19 protein-coding genes are annotated in these 15,813 nt (G+C 65.0%); 16 read left to right on the forward strand and 3 right to left on the reverse strand.

The window, feature by feature from the left end:
* The first annotated feature begins 39 nt into the window (after nucleotides 1-39).
* Genes miaB through dapF form a run of 3 tightly spaced genes read left to right on the forward strand, consistent with a single transcriptional unit; the run spans nucleotide 40 to nucleotide 3,407 of the window.
* Nucleotides 40-1,581 (forward strand): tRNA (N6-isopentenyl adenosine(37)-C2)-methylthiotransferase MiaB, encoded by a 1,542-nt coding sequence (gene miaB / locus ASF79_RS05835; RefSeq protein WP_055852808.1) that lies wholly within the window; start codon nucleotides 40-42, stop codon nucleotides 1,579-1,581.
* The gene (miaA, locus tag ASF79_RS05840; RefSeq protein WP_082495698.1) at nucleotides 1,571-2,536 is read left to right on the forward strand and encodes a tRNA (adenosine(37)-N6)-dimethylallyltransferase MiaA; all 966 of its coding nucleotides are present in this window, start codon (nucleotides 1,571-1,573) and stop codon (nucleotides 2,534-2,536) included. The genes miaB and miaA overlap by 11 nt, the downstream gene beginning before the upstream one ends.
* Nucleotides 2,526-3,407, forward strand: a complete 882-nt coding sequence (gene dapF, locus ASF79_RS05845; RefSeq protein ID WP_055852811.1) for a diaminopimelate epimerase — start codon at nucleotides 2,526-2,528, stop codon at nucleotides 3,405-3,407. Before miaA ends, dapF begins: the two co-directional genes overlap by 11 nt.
* A gap of 7 nt (nucleotides 3,408-3,414) precedes the next feature.
* On the opposite strand, the gene ASF79_RS05850 is transcribed toward dapF, so the two are convergent.
* Nucleotides 3,415-4,026, reverse strand: coding sequence for a class I SAM-dependent methyltransferase (locus ASF79_RS05850; RefSeq protein WP_055774289.1), 612 nt, complete (start codon nucleotides 4,024-4,026; stop codon nucleotides 3,415-3,417).
* 42 nt (nucleotides 4,027-4,068) lie between these two features.
* Here ASF79_RS05850 and hflX point away from each other — a divergent pair, with 42 nt between their 5' ends.
* The gene (hflX, locus tag ASF79_RS05855; RefSeq protein ID WP_055852815.1) at nucleotides 4,069-5,601 is read left to right on the forward strand and encodes a GTPase HflX; all 1,533 of its coding nucleotides are present in this window, start codon (nucleotides 4,069-4,071) and stop codon (nucleotides 5,599-5,601) included.
* A 92-nt stretch (nucleotides 5,602-5,693) separates the two neighbouring features.
* Here the strand turns inward: hflX and lexA are convergent, their stop codons facing one another.
* The gene (gene lexA / locus ASF79_RS05860; protein WP_055774285.1) at nucleotides 5,694-6,374 is read right to left on the reverse strand and encodes a transcriptional repressor LexA; all 681 of its coding nucleotides are present in this window, start codon (nucleotides 6,372-6,374) and stop codon (nucleotides 5,694-5,696) included.
* Nucleotides 6,375-6,658: 284 nt separating this feature from the next.
* Here lexA and ASF79_RS05865 point away from each other — a divergent pair, with 284 nt between their 5' ends.
* The 6 genes from ASF79_RS05865 to ASF79_RS05890 all read left to right on the forward strand — a co-directional run bounded on the left by ASF79_RS05865 (nucleotide 6,659) and on the right by ASF79_RS05890 (nucleotide 11,061).
* Nucleotides 6,659-7,006 (forward strand): LysM peptidoglycan-binding domain-containing protein, encoded by a 348-nt coding sequence (locus ASF79_RS05865; RefSeq protein WP_055774283.1) that lies wholly within the window; start codon nucleotides 6,659-6,661, stop codon nucleotides 7,004-7,006.
* A 58-nt stretch (nucleotides 7,007-7,064) separates the two neighbouring features.
* Nucleotides 7,065-8,138: a histidinol-phosphate transaminase gene (locus ASF79_RS05870; protein ID WP_082495699.1), complete on the forward strand. Its 1,074-nt coding sequence runs from the start codon at nucleotides 7,065-7,067 to the stop codon at nucleotides 8,136-8,138.
* Between the two features lie 62 nt (nucleotides 8,139-8,200).
* On the forward strand, nucleotides 8,201-8,809 hold the full coding sequence (gene hisB / locus ASF79_RS05875) for an imidazoleglycerol-phosphate dehydratase HisB (protein ID WP_055852820.1): 609 nt from the start codon (nucleotides 8,201-8,203) through the stop codon (nucleotides 8,807-8,809).
* The gene (hisH, locus tag ASF79_RS05880) at nucleotides 8,806-9,438 is read left to right on the forward strand and encodes an imidazole glycerol phosphate synthase subunit HisH (protein ID WP_055852823.1); all 633 of its coding nucleotides are present in this window, start codon (nucleotides 8,806-8,808) and stop codon (nucleotides 9,436-9,438) included. Before hisB ends, hisH begins: the two co-directional genes overlap by 4 nt.
* A gap of 89 nt (nucleotides 9,439-9,527) precedes the next feature.
* Nucleotides 9,528-10,277, forward strand: a complete 750-nt coding sequence (gene priA / locus ASF79_RS05885) for a bifunctional 1-(5-phosphoribosyl)-5-((5-phosphoribosylamino)methylideneamino)imidazole-4-carboxamide isomerase/phosphoribosylanthranilate isomerase PriA (RefSeq protein WP_055852827.1) — start codon at nucleotides 9,528-9,530, stop codon at nucleotides 10,275-10,277.
* Nucleotides 10,261-11,061 carry an SseB family protein gene (locus ASF79_RS05890; RefSeq protein ID WP_156366171.1) on the forward strand — a complete coding sequence of 267 codons (801 nt, stop codon included), beginning with the start codon at nucleotides 10,261-10,263 and terminating at the stop codon, nucleotides 11,059-11,061. The genes priA and ASF79_RS05890 overlap by 17 nt, the downstream gene beginning before the upstream one ends.
* Before the next feature lie 10 nt (nucleotides 11,062-11,071).
* On the opposite strand, the gene ASF79_RS05895 is transcribed toward ASF79_RS05890, so the two are convergent.
* Entirely contained in the window at nucleotides 11,072-11,419 is a 348-nt protein-coding gene (locus tag ASF79_RS05895) for a DUF1844 domain-containing protein (RefSeq protein ID WP_055774271.1), read from the reverse strand.
* A 342-nt stretch (nucleotides 11,420-11,761) separates the two neighbouring features.
* Between ASF79_RS05895 and infC the strand changes: the two genes are divergently transcribed.
* The 6 genes from infC (at nucleotide 11,762) to ASF79_RS05930 (ending at nucleotide 15,752) form a co-directional block, all read left to right on the forward strand.
* A complete protein-coding gene (infC, locus tag ASF79_RS05905) occupies nucleotides 11,762-12,415 on the forward strand; it encodes a translation initiation factor IF-3 (protein WP_082495700.1) in 654 nt (217 codons plus the stop codon).
* Between the two features lie 36 nt (nucleotides 12,416-12,451).
* A complete protein-coding gene (gene rpmI / locus ASF79_RS05910; protein ID WP_044443028.1) occupies nucleotides 12,452-12,646 on the forward strand; it encodes a 50S ribosomal protein L35 in 195 nt (64 codons plus the stop codon).
* A gap of 33 nt (nucleotides 12,647-12,679) precedes the next feature.
* Complete coding sequence (rplT, locus tag ASF79_RS05915; RefSeq protein WP_044443029.1) at nucleotides 12,680-13,066, forward strand: 50S ribosomal protein L20; 387 nt, start codon at nucleotides 12,680-12,682, stop codon at nucleotides 13,064-13,066.
* A 46-nt stretch (nucleotides 13,067-13,112) separates the two neighbouring features.
* The gene (locus ASF79_RS05920; RefSeq protein WP_055852835.1) at nucleotides 13,113-13,922 is read left to right on the forward strand and encodes a TrmH family RNA methyltransferase; all 810 of its coding nucleotides are present in this window, start codon (nucleotides 13,113-13,115) and stop codon (nucleotides 13,920-13,922) included.
* 100 nt (nucleotides 13,923-14,022) lie between these two features.
* On the forward strand, nucleotides 14,023-14,838 hold the full coding sequence (locus tag ASF79_RS05925; protein WP_082495701.1) for an amino acid ABC transporter ATP-binding protein: 816 nt from the start codon (nucleotides 14,023-14,025) through the stop codon (nucleotides 14,836-14,838).
* 44 nt (nucleotides 14,839-14,882) lie between these two features.
* Nucleotides 14,883-15,752, forward strand: a complete 870-nt coding sequence (locus ASF79_RS05930) for a glutamate ABC transporter substrate-binding protein (RefSeq protein WP_055853204.1) — start codon at nucleotides 14,883-14,885, stop codon at nucleotides 15,750-15,752.
* Nucleotides 15,753-15,813: the final 61 nt, after the last annotated feature.

A 15,813-nucleotide genomic window follows, 5' to 3' on the forward strand; every position in this document is an offset into this window, starting at 1 on the left:
TGGCGCGGGCTCTCGGTTCGTCGAACGTAAACTTGCCCTATGAACAGCGTGACCGCACCACCCCGCATTCGCACCTACGAGGTCCGCACCTTCGGTTGTCAGATGAACGTGCACGACTCGGAGCGGCTCTCCGGCTCTCTCGAAGCTGCTGGCTACGTGAAGGCGGAGCCCGGAACCGAGGCCGATACCGTCGTCATCAATACCTGCGCGGTACGTGAGAACGCAGACAACAAGCTCTACGGCAACCTCGGCTACCTGGCCAGTGTCAAGCGCAGGCACGACGGCATGCAGATCGCCGTGGGCGGCTGCCTGGCGCAGAAAGACAAGAACACCATCCTCACGAAGGCCCCCTGGGTCGACGTGGTCTTCGGTACACACAACATGGGCTCTCTGCCCAGCCTTCTCGAGCGAGCCCGGCACAACGGCGAAGCCCAGATCGAGATCCTCGACTCGCTCGAGACCTTCCCGTCGACACTGCCCACCAAGCGCGACTCCACCTACAGCGGGTGGGTGTCGATATCGGTCGGCTGCAACAACACCTGCACCTTCTGCATCGTGCCCGCCCTGCGTGGCAAAGAAAAAGACCGTCGGCCGGGCGACATCCTCGCCGAGATCCAGGCGCTCGTCGACGACGGTGCGATCGAGGTCACTCTTCTGGGGCAGAACGTCAATTCCTATGGGGTGGAGTTCGGCGACCGGTTCGCCTTCTCGAAGCTCTTGAGGGCCGCAGGAGCGATCCCTGGCCTCGAGCGCATCCGTTTCACGAGCCCGCACCCGGCTGCCTTCACCGACGACGTCATCGATGCCATGGCAGAGACGCCGGCGGTCATGCCTCAGCTCCACATGCCGTTGCAGTCCGGATCAGATCGTGTCCTCAAGGCCATGAGACGCTCGTACCGTTCCGCCAAGTTCCTCGGCATCCTCGATCGCGTGAGGCAGCAGATCCCGCACGCGGCGATCAGCACCGACATCATCGTCGGGTTCCCCGGCGAGACCGAAGAAGACTTCGCCGAGACCCTACGCGTGGTGGAGCAAGCGCGGTTCGCCACGGCTTTCACGTTCCAATACTCGATCCGGCCAGGAACCCCGGCGGCCACCATGCCGGATCAGGTTCCGAAGGCGGTCGTGCAAGAGCGTTACGAGAGGCTTGCCGCCCTCCAAGATCGCATCTCGTGGGAAGAGAATCAGCGCGTCATCGGTCGCGAGGTCAACGTTCTGGTCGCCAACGGGGAAGGGCGCAAAGACTCGGATACGCACCGCCTGAGCGGTCGCGCTGAAGACTCGCGGCTCGTGCACTTCGAGGTGTCCCCGACCTCGGCAGTGCCGCGACCCGGCGACATCGTCACCGTCGTCGTGACCGAGGCCGCGCCGTTCCACCTGATCGCCGACTCCGACGGCACGCCCCTACGTGTTCGCCGCACCCTCGCTGGCGATGCATGGGATCGCGCCGCGGCCGAGTCCTGCGGCGTTCCGACACCCGCCACCGGCGCATCCGCTGGCCCCCGGCCTGTCTCCCTGGGACTCCCCACGCTGCGTGTCGGTACTGTGCCGATCTACGATCTCGCCGACGGTGAGCGTTAGCGGTTCCGACGGCCACCCCACCGTCGCAGACGTGGTCGTGATCGTCGGGGCCACGGGAACAGGCAAGTCGGGTCTTGCTCTCGATCTGGCCGAGGGCCTCTTTCGGCATGGTCGCCGTGCGGAGGTGGTGAACGCCGATGCAATGCAGCTGTACCGCGGCATGGACATCGGCACGGCGAAGCTTCCGCTCGTCGACCGCAGAGGCGTTCCTCATCACCTTCTCGACGTGCTCGATGTCACACAAGAGAATTCCGTCGCCGACTTCCAGACCTCGGCGCGCGCCGAGATCGACGCGGTTATCGAACGCGGCAATGTACCGATCCTCGTCGGTGGGTCGGGTCTGTACGTTTCGAGCGTCATCTACGAGTTCGACTTCCCGGGCACCGACCCGGCGATCCGCGCACGTCTCGAAGCCGAGCTCATCGCCGACGGTCCTGGATCCCTCTACAGGCGACTCAAGGAGCGCGACGAGAGCGCCGCCGCGGCGATCGGGTCGCAGAATGGTCGCAGGCTCGTGCGTGCTCTCGAGGTGTTCGAGATGACGGGCCGAACGCTCACGGGAACGCTTCCCGGCGCTCCCGTCGGATGGCGAACGTCGAGCATCATCTCCCTCGAGATGCCCCGTGCAGACCTCGTCTCGCGCCTCGACGAGCGCGTGCGCGGCATGTGGCGAGACGGAATCGTCGACGAAGCAGATGCGCTGCGCTCGGAGGGTCTCGCGGCTGACACGACCGCCGGCAAGGCGATCGGTTATGCACAGGCGCTGGCCCAACTGGCCGGCGAGATCAGTGAAGACGAGGCGATCGCCTCGACCCAGGCTCTCACTCGGCGCTACGCCCGTCGCCAGGTGGGGTGGTTCCGGCGCTACGTCGCATCGGTGACGACGGATGCCCGTGATCCGGACTCGACGGCACGCGCACTGTCAGAGACCCTAGGCTTGCAGGATGGCGACTGAACTGCACTTCACCAAGGGGCACGGCACGGGCAACGACTTCGTGCTCTACACCGATGCTCAGGGCACGAACGATCTCACCCCCGCCCAAGTCGCCGCCATCTGTGATCGGCACTTCGGGGTCGGCGCCGATGGAGTCATCCGCGCCGTCAGGTCCGACAGCCTTCCCGATGGGGCCGCCGCTCTGGCCGAAGATGCGGCCGCAGAATGGTTCATGGATTACCGCAACGCCGACGGGTCGATCGCCGAGATGTGCGGCAACGGCATCCGGGTCTACACGCGGTATCTCATCGACAACGGTTTGGTCGAACTGGGCCCGGGAGACACACTCGCGATCGGTACGCGAGTGGGCGTACGCGATGTCCAGCGCAGCACCACGGGATTCCAGGTCGACCTCGGACGCTGGCGTCTTGAGGCGGGCGAGCCCGTCGTTCGGGCGCGCAACCTCGCTGTCGCACGCCCCGGACAGGGAATTAACATGGGCAATCCGCACGTCGTCGTGGCCCTCGCGGATACCGACGAGCTTGCGGCAGCCGATCTCGCCTACATCCCCCAGATAGAGCCGGAACCGGTCGACGGCGCGAACGTCGAGTTCGTCGTGCCCCACGAGCCGCTCGTCGCAGACGGCGTCGGACGCATCACGATGCGAGTCCACGAGCGCGGCAGCGGTGAGACCCTCTCGTGTGGCACGGGGGCTGCTGCGGCCGCGTTGGCCACACGGCATTGGGCCGGCCGTGGTGCTCCGAACATCTGGAGGGTCGACGTGCCGGGTGGCACGGTCGGCGTTCGGATGTTTGCAGCCGAGGACGGCGAGCATGTGTCGTTGTCCGGGCCCGCCGAGCTCGTGTTCGAGGGCGATCTCTCGCTCGGATAGCCGAGAGTCAGGCGATCGAGCGGGCGCGCAGCACCCGGTAGCCCTTGTTCGTCGCGGCACGCGTGATCTGGATGTCGGACGGGAACTCGGACTCGATCCAGCGCTGCAGGGAGTCGGAGCCGAGATTGCGCTGAACCACGAGCCAGGCGTCCGAGCCCTTCTCGAGTCGAGGCAACCAGGTCTTCATGATCGTGTGCAGTTCTGCCTTGCCGACTCGGATGGGTGGATTCGACCAGATCGTCATGAACGAGATGTCGGCGGGAACATCGGATGCCAGAACGGCGTTGACGTTCGTGAGACCGAGGCGGTCGGCGTTGGCGCGAACGAGATCGAGAGCCCGTTCGTTGACGTCGACGGCCCAGACCTGGGCTCGCGGAGACAGGAGAGCGAGCGATAGAGCGATCGGCCCCCACCCGCACCCGAGGTCGAGGAGATTGCCGCCGGGCGGGGGAGCCGGAGTGTTCGCGAGGAGCACTTGAGTGCCCACATCGATGCGATCCGGGCTGAAGACCCCGCCGGCCGTGACCAGCGTGTGGTCGGTATCGGCGAGACGCACCGAGATCTCTCGAGGGATGAGCGGACTCGCCGGGGTGGCCGAGAAATAGTGCTCATTCGTCATAGAGGGACAGTAGCAAACCTGAGAGGGATATCCTTGACGCAGATGACCGAGAAAACTGAAGCAACAACAGAGAACCACGACAGCGACGACGTGGTCGCGAGAGTGCTGGCCAGGGCGGAGACGCGGGCAGCGGGTTACTCCCTGTTCACGAACTCAGCGGCCCAGGCCCTGCAGCGCGACACGACCGGCCGCGAATCCGGATTCGACGGCGACCAGAGTGAGCGCGAAGACCGACAGGCCCTGCGCCGAGTGGTCGGGCTGTCGACGGAACTCGAAGACGTCACCGAGGTCGAGTATCGACAGCTGCGCATCGAGAACGTCATTCTCATCGGGGTGTACACCCAGGGCAGTCTCACCGACGCAGAGAACTCGATGCATGAGCTGGCCGCACTGGCAGAGACCGCGGGTGCGGTGGTACTCGAAGGCCTGCTGCAACGCCGACCGACACCAGATCCCAGCACCTACTTCGGCAAGGGCAAGGCCCACGAACTGCGCGATTTGGTGCAGTCGCTGGGCGCCGACACCGTGATCGCCGACAGCGAGCTCGCGCCGAGCCAGCGCCGAGCCCTCGAAGACGTCGTCAAGGTCAAGGTGATCGACCGCACCGCCGTGATCCTCGATATCTTCAGCCAGCACGCCAAGAGTCGAGAGGGCAAGGCCCAGGTGGAGCTCGCTCAACTCGAGTACCTCCTTCCGAGGCTTCGAGGCTGGGGTGACTCGATGTCTCGCCAGGCAGGTGGCCAGGTGGGTGGTGCCGGAGCCGGTATGGGCTCGCGCGGACCGGGTGAGACGAAGATCGAACTCGACCGTCGCCGGATCCACACACGCATGGCCCGGTTGCGCAAGCAGATCGTAGAGATGAAGCCCGCTCGCGATGCGAAGCGCGCCAATCGCAAACGCAACGCCGTGCCTTCTGTCGCCATCGCCGGATACACGAATGCCGGCAAGTCGTCGCTGTTGAACAGAGTGACGCGCGCAGGTGTGCTGGTCGAGAACGCGTTGTTCGCGACACTCGATTCGACCGTGCGCAAAACCACCGCAGTCGACGGCCGTCAGTACACGTTCGCCGACACGGTGGGCTTCGTTCGGAACCTTCCGCATCAGCTCGTCGAGGCATTCCGCTCGACCCTGGAGGAGGTGGCTGACGCGGACGTCATCATCCACGTCGTCGACGGGGCTCATCCCGATCCCGCGAGCCAGTTGGCCACCGTCAGAGACGTGATCGGCGAGGTGGGGGCTCGAGGCATCCCCGAGATCGTGGCCTTCAACAAGAGCGATCTGATCTCCGAAAGCGATCGCATCGTGTTGCGGGGGCTCGAGCCTCGCTCGGTGTTCGTCTCGGCGCGCACCGGAGAAGGCATAACGGAACTGCTCGAGATGGTCGAACAGGCGCTGCCCAAGCCGACGATCACCGTCGATGTCCTGCTCCCGTATGAGCGTGGCGATCTGGTGGCCCTCCTGCACGACCACAACACCGTGCTCAGCACCGACTACGAAGAGGCGGGAACTCGAGTCCGCGCCCTCGTCAACCCGGAATACGAGCAGGCCCTGGAGGAGTTCGCGGTCTCTCGCTAGCGCGCTTCTGATCGATTGCGCCCACGGCGCAGAAAGGCCCCGGACTATCATTCGTCCGGGGCCTTTCTGCGCTGCGTCGAGCGGTGCTGTCGTCAGCGTACCGAGCGCAAGACAGAGACGACTTTGCCGAGCACCTGAGCGTGGTCGCCCACGATCGGCTCGAAGTTCGAGTTGCGGGGGAGCAGCCACGTGTGTCCGTCGCGCTGCCGGAACACCTTCACGGTGGCCTCGCCGTCGAGCATCGCTGCAACGATGTCGCCGTTCTCAGCCGTCTGCTGAGCCCGGACGACGACGAAGTCGCCGTCGCAGATCGCCGCGTCGATCATCGATTCTCCAACCACTTTCAGCATGAAGAGATCGCCGCCGCCGACCAGCTGACGGGGGAGGGGAAAGACCTCCTCGACCTGCTGCTCGGCCGTGATCGGGATACCTGCTGCGATGCGACCTACCAGCGGCACGAGGGCGGCGTCGCCCATTGGGGCCGCCGTGTCGGATGACTCGACGGTCTCCGATGACGACTCGGGCGTAGGGATGTCGATGAGGACCTCCATGGCGCGAGGACGGTTCGGGTCGCGACGAAGGTAGCCGCTCAACTCGAGCTGGTTGAGCTGATGCGTGACGCTCGAGAGCGAGGCAAGACCGACCGCATCGCCGATCTCGCGCATGCTCGGCGGGTAGCCGCGCTGGCTGACCGATCGTTGAACGACTCCGAGGATGGCCAACTGCTTCTCCGAGAGGCTCTTTCGCCGTCTCGTTCCACGTTCGGTGGTCATGTGTCCCGCTTTCCGTCGGCGTCGTTTTCGAGTGTGCTGTGCCTTCGCAGTCGCCGATGTCGGTGGCTGGTGGTGCACTGTCGGTGGCTGGTGATGCACTTTGTACCGACAGTCGAAACTGTATCCAACTCAGGGTGCAAACAAAACACATGTTCGAGTGTGTCGCCATAATCGATCGACTTTCGAGCTTGATCTATCGAACATTCGAAGCTATATTCGGAACACAGCTTCGTATCCGGTGCTCCCGGCCGAGCGCCGGATACGAATTTCTCCTGGAGGTTGCCATGACCGCACTGCCCGCTACCGCGTCACACACCGCTCGCCTGCGAATCACCCGCCGCGGTCGTGTCGTCCTCGCGGCACTGGCGTCGATCCCCGTGGTGGCGGTCGTCACCGCCGTGGCTCTCTTCGGTGCGAATAGCGCGGTCGCCGATGGTGTCGCATCGTCGGGGGCGACGCAGGCCTTCGACTACGTCACCGTTCAGGCCGGTGAGACCCTTTGGGGCCTGGCCGAAGAGATCGCTCCGACGGCCGACCCGCGCGATGTCATCGCCGACATCGTGAGCCTCAACCAGCTCCCATCCGCCGAGGTCCAGCCGGGGCAGCGTCTCGCCGTTCCCGACGAGTACTGAGCCGTTCAGCTATTCGGGTGATCGCGGAGTCGTCGCAGGGGCCCGCTAAAATCGTCACGTGACCTCTCTCGACGACCTTCCCATTCGCGACGATCTCCGGGGTATGTCTCCCTACGGGGCTCCTCAGAAACACGTCCGCGTCGAGCTGAACGTCAATGAGAACACGCACCCGATCCCCGAGCCGGTGGCGCGAGACATCATCGAGTCACTTGCTCGTGCCATCCTGACGATCAACCGCTACCCCGATCGGGAGTTCTCTCAGCTGCGCGACAGTCTGGCCGCGTATCTCGGGCACGGTATGACTCGAGACAATATCTGGGCTGCGAACGGCTCGAATGAGATCCTCCAGCAGATCATGCAGGCTTTCGGCGGCCCGGGGCGGTCCATTCTGGGGTTCCCTCCCACGTATTCGATGCACTCCATCATCGCGTCTGGCACCGGTACACGATGGATCTCCGCAGAGCGCGACGCCGACTTCGAGATCTCGCCGAACACGGCGGTCGCGGCGATCCGCGAGCACCAGCCCGACATCGTCATCTTCTGTTCGCCGAACAACCCCACGGGAACCCCGCTGTCGCTCGAAACCATCGAGGCGGCTTACGACGCGACCGACAAGATCGTGATCGTCGACGAGGCATACGCGGAGTTCGCCCCGGCAGGCGCCCCATCGGCCCTCACGTTGTTGCCCGGGCGTCCGCGGCTCATCGTGTCGCGCACCATGAGCAAGGCCTTCGCGTTCGCCGGTGCTCGGCTCGGGTACCTGGCTGCCGATCCGTCAGTCGCTGACGCGCTTCGCCTCGTTCGTCTTCCGTATCACCTGTCGTCGCTCACGCAGGCCGCCGCAGTCGCTGCGCTCGATCACTCGGCCGAGATGCTCGCCATGGTCGACGACATCTCGGTGCAGCGTGATCGCATCGTCGAGAGGCTCACCGAGCTGGGCTACCACGCGTGGCCGACGTGGTCGAACTTCGTGCTCTTCGGTGGCGTCGAGAATCCTGCTGAGGTGTTCGAGACGTTGCTCGAGCAGGGCATCATCATTCGCAATCTCGGCATTCCGGGGCATCTTCGCGTGAGTGCCGGTACGCAGGCCGAGACCACCGCTTTCCTCGACGCGATGGCCGCCCTGTCCTGACCCATCGGGTCGCATGGCGGCCCAACCGTACCGCGACGGATCGGGGCCGGTAAACTGAGGCCATGGCCACACCTTCCCGCACCGCGCGCCTGCAGCGCGCGACCAGCGAATCCAGTATCGAACTCTCGCTCGACCTCGATGGAACAGGCGAGAGTTCCATCTCGACGGGTGTGCCGTTCTTCGACCACATGCTCACCGCCTTCGCCAAGCACTCGCTGACGGATCTGACGGTCACAGCATCGGGTGACGTCGATATCGACGTGCACCACACCGTCGAAGACGTGGGAATCGTGCTGGGCACGGCGATCAAGCAGGCCCTGGGAGACAAGGCCGGGATCTCTCGCTTCGGCGACGCCCTCGTGCCTCTCGACGAAGCGCTTGTGCAGGCCGTGGTCGACATCTCCGGACGCCCCTTCCTGGTTCACAGCGGAGAGCCGAGCGGATTCGAGTTCCACCTCATCGGCGGCCACTTCACCGGATCCATGGTGCGCCACGTCTTCGAAGCGATCACCTTCCACGCGGCGATGACCGTTCACATCACCGTTCTCGGTGGCCGCGATCCCCACCACATCGCCGAGGCGGAGTTCAAGGCGTTCGCTCGCGCCTTCCGTCAGGCCAAGTCGCTCGACCCGCTCGTCTCGGGCGTCCCGTCGACCAAGGGTGCCCTGTGACCGGCAAGTCCGTCGTCGTCCTCGATTACGGCAGTGGAAACATCCACTCGGCGGCCAAGGCACTCGAGCGCGCGGGCGCCCGAGTGGAACTCACCCGCGACCGGGCACGCGTCATGGAGGCCGACGGGTTGTTCGTGCCCGGGGTCGGCGCGTTCTCCGCGGTGATGGAACAGCTCCGGGCCGTGCGAGGCGATGAACTCATCGACAGGCGGTTGGCCGGAGGCCGACCGGTGCTCGGCATCTGTGTAGGCATGCAGGTGATGTTCGACCGCGGCGTCGAACGCGGCATCGACACCGAAGGCCTCGGCGAGTGGCCCGGAGCGGTCGAGCAACTGCCCGCGGAGATCCTGCCCCACATGGGGTGGAACGTCGTCGACGCCCCGAGCGAGTCCGTGCTGTTCGACGGCATCCGAGACGAACGCTTCTACTTCGTGCACTCCAACGCGGCCCAGCAGTGGCTGCTTCCGCCCCAGTCGCCTCTGCCCGCACCTCGCGTGACCTGGGCGGATCACGACGGCCCCTTCATCGCGGCCGTCGAGAACGGCCCCCTCTCCGCGACTCAGTTTCACCCCGAGAAGTCGGGCGAGGCGGGCCTGCAGCTGCTGCGCAACTGGATCGCGTCGCTCTAACCCCGACTCCGATTTCGTCGGCCTCAGAGGAATCGTTAAGATCGCACGGGGTGTCCGCACGTGCGCCTGACAGAGACAAGAAGGACCCCATGAGCGAGTTCAGCATCAAGACCCCCGCACTCACCCTGCTGCCTGCCGTCGATATCGCCGGAGGCAAGGCCGTGCGACTCACTCAGGGCAAGGCGGGCACGGAGACCAACCACGGCGACCCGGTCGACGCGGCGGCGGACTGGGTCAGTCAGGGCGCCGAGTGGATTCACCTGGTCGACCTCGATGCGGCGTTCGGCAGAGGAGACAACCTCCACGTCGTGAAGCGCGTCATCCACGAAGCGAAGGGCGTCAACGTCGAGCTCTCTGGAGGTATCCGCGACGATCGCAGCCTCGAGACGGCCCTCGAGAGCGGCGCGAAGCGCGTCAATCTCGGCACGGCGGCGCTCGAGAACCCCGAGTGGGCGGCCAGCGTGATCGCGAGCTACGGCGAGGCGATCGCCGTCGGTCTCGACGTGCGCGGCACGACTCTGGCCGCGCGCGGGTGGACGGAGGACGGGGGAGACCTGTGGGAGGTTCTGACTCGCCTCGAAGACGCGGGCTGCGCGCGATACGTGGTCACGGATGTCACCAAGGACGGCACACTCAAGGGACCGAACGTCGGGTTGCTGAAGCAGGTCATGGAGCACACATCGCGCCCGGTCGTCGCCTCGGGTGGCATCTCCAGCCTCGACGACATCGCCGAGCTCCGGGCGCTCGTCTCTCTCGGACTCGAGGGAGCGATCGTCGGTCGGGCACTCTACTCGGGGGCGTTCACCCTCGCAGAGGCATTGGATGTGGCGTCTGACTGAGCATCGGGGCGCTCGTGCGCCCCACGACCACAGTGCGTCCGACTCGGCGGGTCAGCCGTGGGCCGGCCGGTCGTTCGACGCAAACTTCTTCGCCGGCGACTCCGGCGGGGCCCCAGAGAGGCTCGTCGAAGCCCTCCGGCGCTTCCGGGCGGCTGAGCTTGCCCAGACCGACGTCCTCGACGCCGTGCGCGACGTTCGTCTCCTGGTTCCGCTCGTCGCCCACGCGGGCGAGACCGGTGTGGATGCTCACGGTCGGCGCTTCGACAAAACCCAGGAGCTGTCGCTCGTCACCGTCGGCGCTCCCGACGGACGCCGCGTTCTTCCCGTGTTCACCTCGACCGAGGCCATGGCCGCCTGGAATCCGGCGGCCCGGCCGATACCGGCCTCGGCTCGCAGGGCCGCTCTCGCCGCAGCGGGGGAGGAGACGCCGCTCATGGTGCTCGACCCCACGAGCGACACGGAGTTCGTCTTCCGACGGCCGATGCTGAGGGCGATAGCCGAGGGGACGGCGTGGGTGCACCCGTCGGCCTCATCGACCATCGTCGAAGCCTTCCAGCAGTCGATCGCCTCGTCGGCGGCCGTCCGGTGGGTGCGGCTGTCCGACGGCGATCCGGATGCCCGGATGGCTGGCCCGCAGGTCATCGTCGAGTTGGGCCTGGTTCCCGACCTCACACGCAGCGAGCTCGACGAGGTGCTGGCGTACCTGCAGAGGTCCTGGCAGGCGAGCGAGCTCATCGCGAGCGAGGTCGACTCTCTGGGCGTGAAACTGGCAGAGGCCCGCTGAGCCGACCGACTCAGGTGACCGGACCGGTGAGCTTCTCTCCCGGGCCCTGGCCGATCGCATCCGGAATCGCCGACGCCTCGCGGAACGCGAGCTGCAGGGAACGGAGACCGTCGCGGAGGCTTCGAGCGTGCTGATCGCCGATCTCGGGTGAGGCGCTCGTGACCAGGCCGGCCAGAGCGATGATCAGCTTGCGCGCCTCATCGAGGTCGATCTGGTTCTCCGGATCGTCGGCCAGCCCCGTCTTGATGGCCGCAGCACTCATGAGGTGCACGGCCGTGGTGGTGATCAATTCGACCGCGGGCACCTCCGAGATGTCTCGCGTGGCGGAGGTGGCCGAGTCGTCGTATGCAAAGCTCATGAGGCGAGTCTAGGTCGCCTGTCGCCGTGGACTATGCCGAGACCGAATCCTCTGTTAGTATCTTCAAGGCTCTGGGGAACATGTTTACCCCCAGTACGAAAAGTGGAGAATCTCCCACCCGCACACCGCTTCAACAGGTTAACGGGTAGATTGCACTCCGCTTCGGGTCAGAACATCGATCCGAAGTAGACAGGGTGTGGTGCGCAGAACGGCTCAGGCTCGAGTTCGCGTGCAGATTATTCAAGGTTCGTGGCTGCGTGCTCACCTACGATCGCGCTGCCGAGCCCGGTACCCAGACGTCTGTGTCTGGGAGTGCCGCACCAGCGATTGAAGGAGTAACGCATCAGCGATCCCCGTACAAACGACCGTATCCGGGTCTCCGAGGTCCGCCTCGTTGGCCCCGCCGGTGAGCAGGTCGGCGTCGTCAGTATCGACGTCGCACTCAAGCTTGCCCAAGAGGCAGACCTCGATCTGGTTGAGGTGGCCCCCAATAGCAAGCCGCCCGTTGCCAAGATCATGGATTACGGCAAGTTCAAGTACGAAGCTGCGCAGAAGGCCAAGGAAGCCCGTCGTAACCAGGCGAACACGATCCTCAAAGAGGTCCGTTTCCGTCTGAAGATCGACGTGCACGACTACGAGACGAAGCGCAAGCGCGCCGAGGGATTCCTCAAGGCGGGCGACAAGGTGAAGGCCATGATCCTGTTCCGCGGCCGCGAGCAGTCGCGCCCCGAGCAGGGCGTCCGTCTTCTCCAGCGCTTCGCAGAAGACGTCTCCGAGTTCGGTGCCGTCGAATCGACTCCGACGATCGATGGCCGCAACATGGTCATGGTGATCGGGCCGCTGAAGAACAAGTCCGAGGCCAAGGCCGAGGCGAACGCTCAGCGTGCCGCTTCGAAGAGCCGTCCCGGTGCAGAAGAGACAGCCGACGAAGCCCCCGAGGCTGCGTCGCCCGCTGCAACAGACACCGTCGCGGCAGACTCTGCCGAGACGAAGTAGCACCCCACAAACCGAGCAAGTCCCAAGGAGATATCAATGCCCAAGATGAAGACCCACTCCGGGTCCAAGAAGCGTTTCAAGGTCACTGGCACCGGCAAGCTCATGAAGCAGCAGGCCGGAATGCGTCACAACCTCGAGGTCAAGTCGGCGAAGCGCAAGGCTCGCCTGAACCAGGACCAGGTGTTGGCTCCTGCCGACTCGAAGGTCATCAAGAAGCTTCTCGGCCTGTAGTCGCCGACTCCACACGGAATAAGGAATTAGGAAATGGCAAGAGTAAAGAGGGCCGTCAACGCCCACAAGAAGCGTCGGGTCATCCTCGAGCGCGCCAGCGGCTACCGCGGACAGCGTTCGCGCCTGTACCGCAAGGCCAAAGAGCAGGTCACCCACTCGCTCGTCTACTCGTACCGCGACCGTCGCGCCCGCAAGGGTGACTTCCGTCGCCTGTGGATCCAGCGCATCAACGCGGCGTCCCGTGCGAACGGCCTCACGTACAACCGTCTGATCCAGGGTCTCGGCCTTGCAGGCATCGAGGTCGACCGTCGCATCCTGGCCGACCTCGCCGTTCACGAGCCCGCCACGTTCGCGGCACTCGTCGAGAGTGCTCGTGCCGCCCTCCCCGCCGACACGTCGGCGCCGAGGACCGCAGCCTAATAAGCTGTAGGGAACATCCATGTTCCTTTGACCCGAAAGAGGTCGCATGTCCCTCCTGGATAACCCGCGGTCGCCGCGGGTCCGGGCAGTGGCAAAGCTCTCCAAGAAAGGAGCCCGGTCTGAGACCGGGCTCTTTCTCTTGGAGGGGCCACAAGCCGTTTCCGAGGCGCTGACCTTCGCGCCCGACCTCGTCGTCGACCTGTTCGCGACGCCCTTCGCCCTCGATCGATATGCCGACATCGCCGACGCCGCCGACAAGGCGGGGGTCGAAGTCGAGTTCGTCACCGAGACCGTGCTCCAGGCCATGGCCGACACAGTCACCCCGCAGGGCTTCGTCGCCGTCTGTCGCCAGTTCCCCACCGCGCTGAAGGACATCTTCAGCGGTTCGCCCCGGCTCATCGCCATCCTCGAAGAGGTCCGCGACCCCGGCAACGCGGGAACGATCATCCGTGCGGCCGACTCCGCGGGCGCCGATGCCGTGATCCTCACGGGGCGCAGCGTCGACCTCTACAACCCGAAGGTCGTGCGTTCGACGACCGGGTCGCTGTTCCACCTCCCTGTCGCGGTCGAGGCGAACTTGGCCGATGTGAGGGCGCGTGCCACCGAGGCGGGCATCCAGATCCTCGCCGCCGATATCAAGGGCGACGACATGCTCACGGCTCGAAATTCCGGGGTTCTCGACGCGCCGACTGCCTGGCTGTTCGGCAACGAGGCGCGAGGTCTGGCCGACGAAGACCTGGCCCTGGCGGATCATTCCATCTCTGTGCCGATCTACGGCCAGGCCGAGTCGATGAATCTCGCGACGGCCGCATCGGTCTGTCTCTACGAAAGCGCGTTCGCCCAGCGGAGCTCGTGAATCGGGCGTCGTGCCGGCGCATGAACGGGAGCGATCACGGTTAGATAACCGTCGAGGTTCTGACACACGGCCGTAACACGATGTCCCCTACGGTGGGGGCATGGAGTCCACCAACGCCGATGCCCCTGTCAACGATGCGGTGGCGGGCCCGGCCACGTCGAACATCTCTGTTCGCCGGGGCGAGCCGCTTGTAGTGCTCAATAACGTGAACAAGCACTACGGTGAGCTGCACGTTCTCAACGACATCGACACCGTCGTGAATCGAGGCGAGGTCGTCGTCGTGATCGGGCCGAGCGGCTCCGGCAAGTCGACGTTCTGCAGAGCGATCAACCGGCTTGAGACGATCGACTCCGGAAGCATCACGATCGATGGCAAGGTGCTGCCCGAAGAGGGCAAGGCCCTCGCGCAGCTCCGTGCCGACGTCGGCATGGTCTTCCAGTCCTTCAACCTCTTCGCCCACAAGACCATTCTCGAGAACGTCACCCTGGCGCCGATCAAGGTGCGCGGGCTGTCACGCAAAGAGGCAGACAAGCGCGGCATGGAGATGCTCGACCGAGTGGGCATCGCCAATCAGGCGAACAAGATGCCGGCGCAGCTCTCCGGTGGTCAGCAGCAGCGTGTCGCCATCGCCCGCAGTCTGGCGATGCAGCCCAAGCTCATCCTCATGGACGAGCCCACCAGCGCGCTCGACCCCGAGATGATCACCGAGGTTCTCGACGTCATGGTCGGTCTCGCCAAAGACGGCATGACGATGATCGTCGTGACCCACGAGATGGGCTTCGCTCGAAAGGCCGCGGATCGTGTGATCTTCATGGCAGACGGGCGCATCGAAGAAGAGGCGACCCCAGAACAGTTCTTCACGAACCCCCAGTCGCACAGGGCGCAGGACTTCCTGTCGAAAATACTCGACCACTGATCATGTGGTCGGGCACGCAGCATACGGAGAGAGGTACGAAACCGATGAGAGCATCGAAAAAACTGAGCTTGGCCGCACTGGCGGCAGCGACCATGATCGCGCTGGCCGGATGCGCCGGGTCACTCGATGAGGCCGAGACGACCACGACGCCGGAGCCGGCCCCCACATTCGCAGCGGGATCGACGATGGAGCGTCTCGCCGAAGCCGGCACGATCACGATCGGCACGAAGTTCGACCAGCCGCTGTTCGGACTGACAGACATCGATGGCACGCCCAAGGGCTTCGACGTCGAGATCGGCAAGCTGATCGCCGCCAAGCTCGGCATCGCCGAAGACAAGATCGTCTGGAAAGAGGCGGTGTCAGCCAACCGCGAGCCCTTCATCCAGAACGGCGAGGTCGACATCGTGGTCGCCACGTACACGATCAATGACAAGCGCAAAGAGGTCATCTCCTTCGCCGGCCCGTACTACGAGGCAGGCCAGTCCATCCTCGTGAAGGCCGACAACGACGACATCAAGAGCGAGAAGGACCTCGTCGGCAAGCCGGTGTGCTCCGTGACCGGGTCGACTCCCGCGGCGAAGCTCAGCGAGATCGGTGCCGAGCCGCTGCTGACAGACACCTACACCAACTGCCTGGAGCCGCTTCGCGGCGGACAGGTCGTCGCGGTCTCGACCGACAACGTGATCCTGGCCGGACTGGCGCAGCAGAACGAGGGTCAGTTCAAGGTCGTCGGCAAGCCGTTCACTCAGGAGCCCTACGGCATCGGACTGGCGAAGGACGACACCGACTTCCGGAACTTCATCAACGACGTGCTCGAGGAATCGTACGAGGACGGCAGCTACAAGGCTGCGTGGGATGCCACGGCCGGTGAGGTGCTCGAATACGTCGAGCCGCCGGCAGTCAACCGGTACTAGCGCGACAACCGACCGGAGGGTCTACTGCGATCAACGCAGCCGGCCCTCCGCTCGGGTGAAC

The organism is Agreia sp. Leaf335, from assembly GCF_001423605.1.
GTDB lineage: Bacteria > Actinomycetota > Actinomycetes > Actinomycetales > Microbacteriaceae > Agreia.